The sequence below is a fragment of the Pseudomonas sp. 18173 genome, from assembly GCF_050432945.1.
Classification (GTDB): Bacteria; Pseudomonadota; Gammaproteobacteria; order Pseudomonadales; family Pseudomonadaceae; genus Aquipseudomonas.
The window spans coordinates 80,359-92,072 of record NZ_JBKFTN010000022.1 but is presented as its reverse complement, the minus strand read 5'-3'; the positions used below and the strand labels follow the sequence as shown (position 1 = coordinate 92,072).

At 61.4% G+C, this 11,714-nt stretch carries 8 protein-coding genes; all 8 read right to left on the bottom strand.

Annotated elements, in window-relative coordinates; translation table 11 throughout:
- Window positions 1-77 precede the first annotated feature (77 nt).
- Window positions 78-296, bottom strand: a complete 219-nt coding sequence (locus ACLD1X_RS22765; RefSeq protein WP_429371478.1) for an AlpA family transcriptional regulator — start codon at window positions 294-296, stop codon at window positions 78-80.
- Between the two features lie 81 nt (window positions 297-377).
- A complete protein-coding gene (locus tag ACLD1X_RS22760; RefSeq protein WP_429371476.1) occupies window positions 378-806 on the bottom strand; it encodes a hypothetical protein in 429 nt (142 codons plus the stop codon).
- Window positions 803-2,065, bottom strand: a complete 1,263-nt coding sequence (locus ACLD1X_RS22755; protein ID WP_429371474.1) for a tyrosine-type recombinase/integrase — start codon at window positions 2,063-2,065, stop codon at window positions 803-805. Before ACLD1X_RS22755 ends, ACLD1X_RS22760 begins: the two co-directional genes overlap by 4 nt.
- 275 nt (window positions 2,066-2,340) lie before the next feature.
- Window positions 2,341-3,153, bottom strand: coding sequence for a YfaP family protein (locus ACLD1X_RS22750; protein ID WP_429371472.1), 813 nt, complete (start codon window positions 3,151-3,153; stop codon window positions 2,341-2,343).
- Between the two features lie 3 nt (window positions 3,154-3,156).
- Window positions 3,157-4,761 carry a DUF2300 domain-containing protein gene (locus ACLD1X_RS22745; RefSeq protein ID WP_429371520.1) on the bottom strand — a complete coding sequence of 535 codons (1,605 nt, stop codon included), beginning with the start codon at window positions 4,759-4,761 and terminating at the stop codon, window positions 3,157-3,159.
- 16 nt (window positions 4,762-4,777) lie between these two features.
- Complete coding sequence (locus tag ACLD1X_RS22740; RefSeq protein ID WP_429371470.1) at window positions 4,778-9,334, bottom strand: alpha-2-macroglobulin family protein; 4,557 nt, start codon at window positions 9,332-9,334, stop codon at window positions 4,778-4,780.
- Window positions 9,331-9,969: a DUF1175 domain-containing protein gene (locus tag ACLD1X_RS22735; protein WP_057400591.1), complete on the bottom strand. Its 639-nt coding sequence runs from the start codon at window positions 9,967-9,969 to the stop codon at window positions 9,331-9,333. Before ACLD1X_RS22735 ends, ACLD1X_RS22740 begins: the two co-directional genes overlap by 4 nt.
- The gene (locus ACLD1X_RS22730; RefSeq protein ID WP_429371468.1) at window positions 9,966-11,678 is read right to left on the bottom strand and encodes a DUF2138 domain-containing protein; all 1,713 of its coding nucleotides are present in this window, start codon (window positions 11,676-11,678) and stop codon (window positions 9,966-9,968) included. Before ACLD1X_RS22730 ends, ACLD1X_RS22735 begins: the two co-directional genes overlap by 4 nt.
- Window positions 11,679-11,714: the final 36 nt, after the last annotated feature.

The following is an 11,714-nucleotide window of genomic DNA, read 5'->3' as shown; positions in this document are numbered from 1 at the left end:
AAATTCGGCGCGAGTTTCCCTACCGAGCCCGGTTAACGGCTCTTGGCATGAAGTCTGGCGGGATGTAGCTGGAGGGATTAACCGGGGTTCAGTGCAGAGGGTTCTTTGTGGCGGGCGTTCAACCTGGCGTCGATCCAATCGTCAATCTCGGCGGAATCCCAGCCGATGGCACGAAGGCCAAGGTGGCAACACTGGGGGAATTCGCCACGTTCCATAAGATCGTAAATGGCCGTGCGTTTGTAGCCTGTCAGATACATGACTTCGGGCAGGCGCAGTATGCGGCGGGATTTGCTCATTACCGTGGCTCCTCGGTGAGTAAACTACAGTAATGAGCCTAAGAAGCATCTGGCGTATCGTCTAGAAACGTACCCCCAATATTACGTTACCAGTAAGTACACCACCTCCATTTCAGCCAGCGCCAACACCCGTTCTTCAGGTGTGCCAGCCCTACCCATTTTTCGCTGAACGGCGGCCCGACTGACGCCGTACTTCTCGGCAATCTTTTGCATTGCGGCCCGCTCGCTCAAACCTTTGTGAATAACCAGGGCGGCGAAAAGAATTCGAGCTTCGTCAGGAATTGAGCTGGGGTGGCCAGCTGATCGACGGCGCTTCGGTTTCATTACCAACGGAACCGCCTCTTTGATGAATCCGCAGATAAATCCACGCTGCAGACGGTCGAGAGGTTCGCCGCGCTCGATCAACTCCACAATCTTGCCGATGAGCCGCTTTTGTTCCTCTACCCGATGCTGATGCTCGGCATCGGCTCGGGCATGATCCTCGGGGGTAATTGGTGCATTCAATTTCATGCTTTCGCCCCTCGCATCAGCGGGACTACGTTAACGGCGGGAGTCCGCGTGCAATAGGCGGCCCATTCCGCCATCAGCGCCCGGCGCTTCTCCAAGAAATCCGAGCGAGAGTAAGCCGCCTCTGTCTGGTCGCGCTCATCGTGCGCCAGCGATAATTCGCACACCTCGCGAGAATAGTTTGTCTGCTCGTTGGCCCAGTCGCGAAAACTCGACCTGAACCCGTGGCGGGTGATGTCGTCATGACCTATGTCATGCAGCAGCTTGCGGACGGCGTTCGCAAACATGACGGGGGCCTGCCGACCTGCACTCAACCGCTGGCCCGGGAACAGGTACGGATTGCCCTCGACACGCTGCAGCGCCTGCAGCATCGCCATCACCTCAGCAGCCAGCGGGATCGCAAACGCCTTGCGCATTTTCATTCGCTCTGCCGGCAGCAGCCAGACGCCCACTTCAAGGTCGAACTCATCCCACGCAGCGAAACGCACCATTTGCGCTCGTGCCCCGGTGAAGATCATCAAGCGGGCGGCAACGGCGACCGGGCTACCATGTTCGGCCAGCTTCTGCATCAGCCCCGGCACCTCACGCCATGGCATGGCGGCAAAGTGCTGGCGCTGGCGGGCCTTGCGCTTCTCGACCTTCGACAACAGGTTGTCAAGGTGGCCACGCCACCGCGCCGGGTTGTCACCTTCACGTAGGCCAAGGGCCTTGGCACCGTCAAGGATGCTTTCAATCTGGCCACGCACTTCGTCGGCGGTGCGGGTCTTGTCGTGCCATATCGGCTGCAGCACCCGCTGCACGTGTTCGGTCCTGATATCGGCGGCAGACATGCTGCCCAGCACCGGGAACGCGTATAGCTCCAGCTTGCGTATCCAACCCTTACGCCACTTGTCCGACCAGCTGGCGCCATGGGCTTTCTGGTAGTCCTCAGCCAACATCTGAAATGTAATGCGCCCTGCCTTCGCCTTGCGTTCTGCTTCGCGCTTTGCATCCTGCCCAGCGTCACGGGCAGCAATAGGATCACCCCCAGCAACCAGCACCTCGCGCTGTTTAGCTGCAGCAGCGCGAGCTTTCGCCAGTGTGATGTCCTTGAGCGGGCCTAGCCCCATTTCACGACTCTTACCGTCGATCTTGTAGCGGAACAGCCAACTAGCCACGCCCCCCTTGCTGATCTGAAGGTAAAGACCGTCGCCGTCATTTTTTTTGCCTGGAACCCCCGCCTTCGCGATGGCGTGAATTTCTACATTCGTCAGCTTTCCCATTCTCCCTCCAAGAAACTGACCCCCACTTTGACCCCCACCTTATAGCGAACTTTAAAGGACATTAGGGGACGTTACAGGATGAATGATAGGCGTCAAACCCAACGGAATACAGGTCATTCGGCATTTACTGGATCTTTACGAATTATCTTAGAAGCCGGCCACAAGCCGGCTTTTTAATGCCTGAAAAAAAGTTAACTGCCCCGAACCTGCGTTTGTCTCAGCAGCGCTGAGACAAATGCAGAACCAATAGTGTCAGCACTGCCATCACTTCCCCCTCACGGATAACTAAATCCCATCACCAACGTCAACTCCCCCACCGCACGCATCGGCACCAGGAACGTCTCCATCTTCTCGCTCGGCGTCCCCTCTTCGGTAATCACCGTCACCTGCGCCGTGGTCAGCGGCTGCACCGCATCTTCCTGCCCCTCCTCATCACTGCTGTACCCGCCACCAAAGTAGTTCACATACACCAGATACTGCCCCTTGATCGGTGCGGGCATGGCGAAGATTTCCGGGCCGTAGCCGGTGGTGACGTCGACGTCGAGCGCGGCGCCATTGGGGGCGATGCGCTCGCCGTACCAGATGTGCGCGCCGTCGGGGGTGATGAGGTGCAGGTCGAGATCGGTGTTGTCGCTGTCCCAGGACAGCAATACGCGCAGCTTGGCCGGGGTCGCGCCACCGCTGCTGTTGAGCAATTGTGTGCGGTGACGTTGTTGGCCATCAGGGCTGCGAACCTCGACGCTGTTGCTGCCGTTGGGGAATGAAAACGGGCGGTCGAAACGGCCGGCCGGGTCGATTTTCAGTGGCATGCTCACCCCGTTGACGATCAGTCGGCCGGGCTCTGTCGATTTGGCTGTGGCCTTGATCTGCCCACTGATGCGAGCGGTATTGGCTTGGCCTGCCGGGGTGTTCACCGACGAGGCCGGGTAGTTGACGGCCTGCCGGAAGCTTTCCCCTTCGCCCTCGGGGGTGCCGGTACGCCAACCGCCGGTGGGGGTGTCGAGTTTGACGCTGTCAGCCGCCATCACCGATGACAATGCCACCAGCGTACAGAGCAACAGCAAGACCTGTGGATAACGGAGTTTCATGGCCTATTCCAGCAAGAGGTGGCGGGCGAGCCCTTCGATGTAGGTTTCATCCTGGCCGTTGGGGTGTGCTTCGAAGGCCAGGTGCAGGTATTCGTGGGTCAGGTCGAGGCGGTCTTGCAGCGTCAGCACGCCACGCACGTAGATACGCTGACGTTCGCGGTCGACATAGGGGCGACCGAAGGCCAGGCGGCAGACTGCGAAGGTGCTGACTTCGTTGTAGCCCGTTTCGCTTTCAAGCGTTGAGCGCCAGCCACGCCGTTGTTTCTGCAGCCATTCCTGTGCGGCGGGCAATTCTTCGCAGGACGCGACCGGGTTGTCCCAGCGGCTGAGACTGGCGCGTGGGTAGGCGTGCATCAGGATGGCGTCGTAGCGCTGACCGGCCTGGGCCTGTGCGACGGCTTGCTGCCAGGACAGTTTGTCCGGGCCGGGTTGATCGGAATGGTAGATGACGGCGCTGCCGGCCAGGACCAGGTCGCTGGTCCACGCGGCGATGTCGCGAGACCCGGACGCCGCCGGACGCGGCGCGACCCGCTGGCGGTTGCTGCTGTCGTCGATGCTCAGGCAGTCACCACGGCGCGTGGCGTTTTGCAGCAGGTAGGTGCGGATGGCCACGGCCAGGGCTTTGGCCGCTTCGACCGGTTCGGCACTGGCTTCGCGCTGGAGAACTCGGGCGACATATTCTTCGCGATCCAGACGAGCCACGAGCTTGTCGTTCAGCAGAAACAGTTCACCGTCGCTGTGGATATCGAGCGCATTGCCGTTGGCGAATTCAACGCGGTAGTCACCCTGCAACGCTCCGGAAATCACCGCGGTACCCTCCGACAGCACGCGCCGAAGCGGGTAGCGGGAGAACAGGTCGACCTCTACGCATTTCCCTGCATCCGCAGGCCATGCAACAGGCATCGCCGTAGACAATGCCTGCGCGTAATCCCGCAGTACCCGCTGACTGGTGCCGCGTCCTCCGGACCAGACCGCTGTGCCATCCACTGTCCAACCGGCAAACCCGCCCTGGCGCGATGTTGCATCCTGATCCGCCAACCAGCTCCAGGTCTTCACTCGCAGGCGGCTGCCGAGTTCGCCGACGACATGGCCATCGGCGGCGTTGAGCACCACATCGAGCAACACACGCCGGGCTTGTTCCTGTGCCGGCAGTACCGAGAGCACCTTCAACAGCTCCGCCACCGAAACCCGGGTAGCCGGTTGCAACGAAGGCAAATCCAGCAACCAAGATGGCGCTTGCCGCGCCTGCCAATAGGTTTGCCAGTCGGCTTCGCTGATGCCCAACCGCGCGGGTTCGAAATACAAGCCGCATGACTTCACCAGCGCCTGATCGCGCTCAATCCTGTTACCAGCCGTGCAGCAATAAACCTCTTCCTTCGACTGACCGCGACATTCATAAGCCGGCTCATGCGCACCGCTATCGACCAGCCAGGCGTAGACGAACAACTTCCACACGCTGCCCAGCGGCGTCTGCAACGTCAGCGGCAGCGGCTCGCGGCTGATCACCTGGGTTCGATTCAACGACAACAAATCACCCTTGAAAGCCAGGCGCAGCGGTTCGTCCTGCGCTGTCGCCAGCGCAGGGAGCAAACACAGCAGACACCCCATCAGCAGCCTGTGCACGTCAGTGAACCGTGACCTGGCCCAGGGCTGGCTTTTGTTCCATCGCCTGATGCTGCGGCGCATACACCTGGGTGTATCGCACCGGCGGCAAGTTGAACTGCCCCTTCTGCGAGAAACGCACCAGATGCCGCAGACGCAATTCGCCACTCAAGGCGTCGACCGGAATGGCATAAGCCATTTGCCCCGGTTCGAATCGCGCCTTCTCCAGCGCTGTCGGCTCGGTGCCGGCCTTGCCCATGAGCTTGATGCCCCAGGTCGTGCGTTCGACATCCGCGCCCGGTGGCAACGGCACTTCCAACAGGCCGTAGCGCAGCGGTCTGGCGGCTTTGCTGGTGATGATCACTTCATCGAGATAGAGGTTGTCGCTGGACAGCGGCGCGTTGCCGACCGCTTCGAGCTTGAAGGTGAAGGCTTCATCCCCCGGCACCAGTCGCGACAGGCGACGGGTGATGGTCACGGCCATCGGGTCGACCGCCGGCTGCTGGGTGCGGTAGCTCAATGCAGCACGCAACGGACGCTCTTGCGCGCCGGTCAGCGCCAACACGTTCGGCAACTGCGCGCCTTGCCACACCCAATAGGCCTCGCCGGTAGTCCCCTGTTCCGGCTTCCAGCCCTCGCCCGGCTTCAAGGCAACGGCCGGTGCGGCCTGCTCGATGCTGTGTTGCAACCAGGTCAACGCCAACGCTCGTTCCAGTGTGGATTGCTGAGGCAGCAATCGCTGCAGCAATGCCTGAACGTGAGCCTGATCGAAGGGTTGCAGCGACAGGTTCAGCGCTTCGGCAAACGGCTGCGAACTGACCGCCAGACGCTGCTGCGCGTCGGCCAGTTGCCGATTGAACACATCCGGCAAAGCGACCTTCGACTGCTTGGCCAGCGAGGCGGTCAAGACGCGTGCTGCGGCCAGGCCCAGCGCCGAATCCGGATCGCTCATGACGAGGCTGTCTTCGCCGTCCTCCATCAGGTTCGCGGCAGTGCCCTCGCCCGCTTTTGCCAGATCGTCCATCAAGCCGCTGAGCAAGGTGTTGACCGGCAACTGCATCTGCCGGGCAAACGACAGGATCAGCGCCCGCTGCAACGGCGGCGTGTTGTTCGCCTGTTTGGCGTAGACCTCCAGCACCCGCTGCCAATGCTCCGGCGGCAGGCTCAGTTCCAGTACCTGGCTGGCGTGCCAGTCGGCGTAATAGGCGTAGGCGGTGAGGAATGCATCCGGCTCGCCGTCCATGCCCCACCAGGTGAAGCATGCCGAAGGGCCGGCCATTTGTACCAGGCGCAGGCGACTGTTTTGCATGATCAGGCGCAAGCGATCGCGGATCTGCGGATTTGTCGCCAGCGTCGGGTAGGCGATGCTCAACGGCAACAGGCGACTGGCCGTCTGCTCGACGCCACCGTAGGGGTAGCTCAACAGGTCGTCGAGGGCAGAACGGAACAACGCTTGCGGGCTGTCATCCAGTCGCAGGCGAAGATCACTGGCGTCTGCTGGCAATGTCAACGGCGTATCTCCGCCGCCCACTTCGAGACTCTGCGATTGCGTCACCTGCCAGCCCTCACCGTTCGCGGTCAGGCGCACCGCCAGGGCATCCGCGGTTTTGCCGTCCTGCACCAGCTCGGCGCGCCACTCGCCATTCGCCAGTTCAAAGGCCGGCAACGGGATGTAGTTGATGCCGCTGTTCAAGGTGACAGGCACGCGCTGCTCGTTGCCGGCGTAATGAGTCACCAGTTCGGCCTTGACCGGTTTCTCGGCCTGGCTGAACGCAAATACGCCGAGGTCCGGTTTGTCGCCGGCGCGGAATCGGCTCGGCCCGCTCCACTTCAGGTACAGCGGTTTTTCCGAACGGACGAATTGCTTCTTCTGCCCGACCTGGCCGTCATCGGCGATGGCCCTGGCAGTGATGCGCCAGCGGGTCAGGGAGTCGGGCATCTTGAAGGTGAAGCGGGTCTTGCCGTTGGCATCGGTCAGCAATTCAGGCTGCCACGCCGCCGTGTCGACGTCTTCGCGACGCGGCCGCTCCAGCACCTTCACGCCGCGTTCACTGCGATTGGCTTTGCCCGGCGCACCGGGGCTGCCCGGCAAGGCGACGTCATAACTGATGAACGACAGGCTGGCGCTGGTGCGCACGTTGTTACGCCGTGGGTGATAGAAGAACTGGTCGATGCTCGGCGCGACTTCAGGTTGCAGGGCGTAGACCATTTCGTCGACCACGCTGACCGTCAGGTGCGCGGGCATCGGCTTGCCGGCGAACCGGGTGGTCAGGTCCACCGAGACGGTTTCACCCGGTTGATAGGTTTCCTTATCCGTGGCGATGGCCACGTCGATCTGTGGCGTGATGACCTTGATGCCGGCGTTCTGGAAACTGTACTGGCCGCCCTTGGTGTACAGCACAGAGAAGGTCAGGTTCGGTGCGAAAGCGTCCTTCACCGGGATGCGCGCGCGGTATTGGGTATCGCTGAGTTTCTCCATCTTCAGCCAGTCGCCGCCTTTGGACAGCAGCGCGGTCGCCTCGACCTTGTCGCGCTCCAGCGACAGCAAGGCATCGCTGACCGGTTCCGGGAAAGTGATCAACGCCAGCGCTTCATCGCCGGCCTGGTACTCGGGTTTGTCGAGGACGATTTCCACCGTGCCGGGTACGGCCTTCACACCTTCGCCGGTGACCGAATGCCCGGTGGCACCGACCACACGACCGTGGTCATCCTTGAGCGTCAGGTTGTAGGTGCCTGGCCGGTCAAAGGCCAGGGTGAAACCTTTGTCGGTTGCTGCAAGCTTGCCTTCGCCGGCGCTCTGGTCCTCCAGGCGTACCCAGCCGTAACTGCCGGGCGCAACGGCGTCGACCTGTTCGCCTTCGCGGGTATAGCTGAAGGCGACCTTGTCACCCACCGCGCTGAAACGCCGGGGCGCACTCAAGCGGAAATTGGCCGCACCACGATCGATGAGGATTTCCTTGGTGGTCTTGACCCGATACGCCGCGCCGTCGCTGGCAAACACCGTGAGCATGTAGCGACTTGGTTTGTCGGCGGCCGGCAAATCGAGGGACGCGTTTCCCTTGGCGTCGGTGGTCAGTTCGGTACTGGTCAGCTCCACAGGAAATTGCCCGAGGTATTGCAGTTCGTTGTCGACCATCGACAGCTGTTGGGCGCGCAGGCTCAGGCTCAGTTTGGCGTTCGCCACCGGTTTGCCGTCCGGATACAGCAGTACCAGATTGCCTGTCACCGGTTCGCCGGTGCGGTAATCCTGCTTGGCCAGGTTGAGCGAAATCTCGAAGTGCGGCTTGATGTATTCAGCGACGCGGAAGGCGCTGCTGTAGGCCTGACCCCTGTAGTTGAAACGGATCTCGTAACCGCCCGCCACCGCGTTGTCCGGCAACTGGAAACGGCCCTGGGTGCCGGCCTTCGAATCGAGTTTCAAATCAAGGGATTGCAGCGCCGTGCCGGTCGCATCGAGCACGGTCACGTTGACGTCGGCAGCGGTTGGCTGCACCGAGTCCCGCGCGTTCTTGAATTCACGTCCGACGATTTTCAGCGATACCCAATCCCCCGGCCGATACAGCGGCCGGTCGGTGAAGGCATAGAGCTTGGTGTCGTAGATTTCGCTGTCGTAGTAAAAGTTCTCGGAGACGAACACCCCGCCCTCTTCGTCTTCGCCGATCACGAACGAACGCTCGGGGCTGACATGTTTCAGGCGCAGCAAGCCATCGCTATCCGTTGCGCCGCTGCTCATTACGCCCAGGCCATCGGTCCACAACACATTGACCTTCGCCGCCGAGCTCCCTTCGTGTTTGCGCGCAGCCCACACCAGCAATTCGTCACCGGCAATCTTGCTCACTGCCACGGTGTTGGAGACGAACACCATGGTCGTCGCGCGGTACTTGCCGATCAGCGCTTCCACCAGGTAAAGACCCGGTTTCAGATTGCCCAGCGGGATGTACACATTGCCCGGCGCGACACTGACGAACTCACTGGAAGAACCGGCCAGGTTCACCCCGGCAGGTGGCTGGATCGGCTTGGCCTGCCACAACGGATAACGGAACTGGCTGACCACCGGCAAACCCGGTATCAGCGCGAATTGCGGTTGTGCATCGTAGGGCGTTGGCGCGGCCATCGCATTGCCCATCTTCAGTTCCGGCACTTGCTCGGTGACTTGTTTACGCGACTCGTAGGAAAACGCCCGCTGCATCACTCGACGGGATTTGCGATACCAGTTGTCCCACAGGTAAGCGAGGGTGTTGGACAGGCCTTCACCCTTGAACTGGCCATCGCTGACCACCCGATGCAGGTTCTTCTGGCGCTTGAGGAAATCCAGCGGTTTGTCGATGCGGTACACGCGAATGTCGGCACCGCCGTAGGGTTCCATGCGAAACCGGCGATAGTCGCGGCCCGGCGCTTCGAGGCGCACCATCGCCTGTTCATCGCTGGCAAAACTGCTGTCGGCCAGCAGGAAAAAACTCTCGCCGGCCACCGGCGCATAGCCGCTGGACGGCACCGAGTCTTCGGCGTTTACCGCCGATAACGGCAGCACCAATACCAACATCAGAGACAGGAAGCGCAGCATGCGGGCACCGGTCATTGGGAGAGAAAATTCAGTCGATAGACGCCGATGAAGTTGGGGTTGGCTGCGTCGGGTATCCATCGGGTGTCCTTCCATGTCATGAGTTGCTGCAGGCTTGCCGAACGCATGCCGTTGTCGGTGGGAGTGGTGGTGCCGGTGTGATAGGCGATGTAGCGGCCCATCCAGATCATCAGGTGCTGGTCATCGCCCTGATCGAAAAACATCAGGTCGCCAGGGCGAGCCTGGGCCACATCGCGGCTGACCAGATGGCTGTTGAACTGGATCAATTTGATCGCATTGACGTACGGCCCGACCTTGCCGCCGCCCTGCTGCCATTGCTGGGCGAGACCGCGCTGGGCATCACTCAACTGCAGCTCCGGCGGCAGGTAACGATTGGACAGGCCATTGCTGCGCAGCCATTTGTCGTCATGGACTTTCAGTGCTTCGTTAGCCGCGAAGCGCACCAGCCCGGCGCAATCCTGCTGATACCAGCGCGGGCTCGGGCCCTGGCTCAGTTGCTCCTGGGCAATGCGCACGAACCAGGCGCGAAATACCTGGGATTGCTGCGGGTCGAGCGCTGGGGTCTCGACGGCTCTGGCGCCCGCGCTCAGCAATAACGCCAGCAGGCCGAGACTGCGGATCAATGCTGTCACAGGGCTTTCCACTCCAGCGGCAGCCACTGCCAGTGGCCGTCGGGCTCGCTGCCTTCGGGCAAGGTCAGGGCGTATTTGCCGTAACCTCCGAGCTTGCGCAGTTTTGGGATCAGGTAAGTTTGCGCGGCGTTGTAGAACACCGGCTCCATGTCCTGGGGCAGGCTGTCGAGGGTTTCCTGTTGCATCAGTTGCGCCATGGAATCCGGGCCGAAATAGACCGGCATCAGCAGGTCTTTGGGCACCACGTCGGCCATCGGCGGGAAGCGTTTGTCGAGGGTGCCGAGGGCCTTGTCTACCAGCTTGTCGTCGAGGGAAAACAGCAACATTGAACCGTGGCGCGCCAGGCTGACTTTCATGAACGCCTTGCCGGTGATGGCGTCGGGGTTTTCGGCCTCTTTGGCCGCATAGGGACCGAAACTGGAGCTGACCTGGCGTTGCCACTGGCGGCTCTGGCCTGCCTGTTTTTCCAGCACCGGGAAGGCACCGCTTTCGACGTTGTTCTCGTAGGCACCGACCATCGAACCGAACAGGTTGCCCAAATCCCCATCGAGTTTGCCACTGTCGTCATCCTTGAGGCTGGCCACCAGCAAAGGCGTGTACAACCGTGAATCGGCATACCAGCACAGGCCCGCCGCGCCGGCCATGTGCTCTGTCAGCGCCTGGGCTACCTTCTCCTCGGCACCGAGTTTTACCAGCAACGGCTTCTGTTGTTCGGCCGCCAGCGGCAACGCCACGCAAGCGCTGGCCCCCATGGGCATGGCTTGCCAGATCGGTTTGAAATCGAAGTCCGGCTGATTCTCCAGTTCATCCATGGCCAGGTAGCTGTGCCAGCCCTTGTCGTCCATGTCGAAGCGCAGGCCGGCGAAGTTCGGGATGAAACGCTGGTAACCCATGGCCAACACGCTGGCATTCACCGACAAGCGCTGTTTCACTTGCGGCTCACGAGGCGGCAGGCCGAAGGCTTCGGGAAACAGTTTTTCGCCATTGAGCAGCGCAGCAATCGCCATGGTCGACACGCTGCCCGGTTCCTCCGTTGCACCGCTTTGCGGATCGTAGAGTTTCACCGGGTTGGACAGCACCACCAGTTTGTCGCCATGGGACGCGAACAGCAGTGCCTTGCTCGCGTTGTAGTTGAGCTGATAGAGCGCCACGTCGTCGGTACCGACTTTCACGTCAGCGACTTTGCTCAGCTGCGAGTCGTCCAGCGCCACTTTGGCCAGCGGCTCCAGGACCTTGGCCAGCCCGCCACGGTCCATCACCAGCAGGAAATCCTTGAGCCGCCCATCCGCCCCGCGCCACAACGCTACGTCGGCAGGCTGATCGAACAGCTGCTCGATCAAGGTGTCCTGCAGTTTCAGGTCGTGTTCGTAGATGATCCGCCGCAGGCTGCCGATCAACCCCAGGCGATCGGCGTGGGTTTCGTAATAGAAGACGAAGTCTTCGGTCAGGGTTTCCTTGAGGAACGGGACTGCCAGCAGGTCCTTGGGCAACTGGCTCAAGGAATGGGTTTCCAGCAGGCCATCGGGGCGGCTCATCCCGAGCTTGTCGCTGGCCAACGCAGGCGCCGGGGCCTTGGGCTTGTGCATGAACCACCCGACCCCACCGGCCACGACAACGACCAGGCATAACCCGATCAGCAGCGTCGGCCAATGCACAGAAGATTTGGCCGCGGGGGCGCCAGCGGCTGGGGTAACAGTGCTATCACTCATGTTCACAAAACCCGATGTTCATCCGTGGAGCGGGGA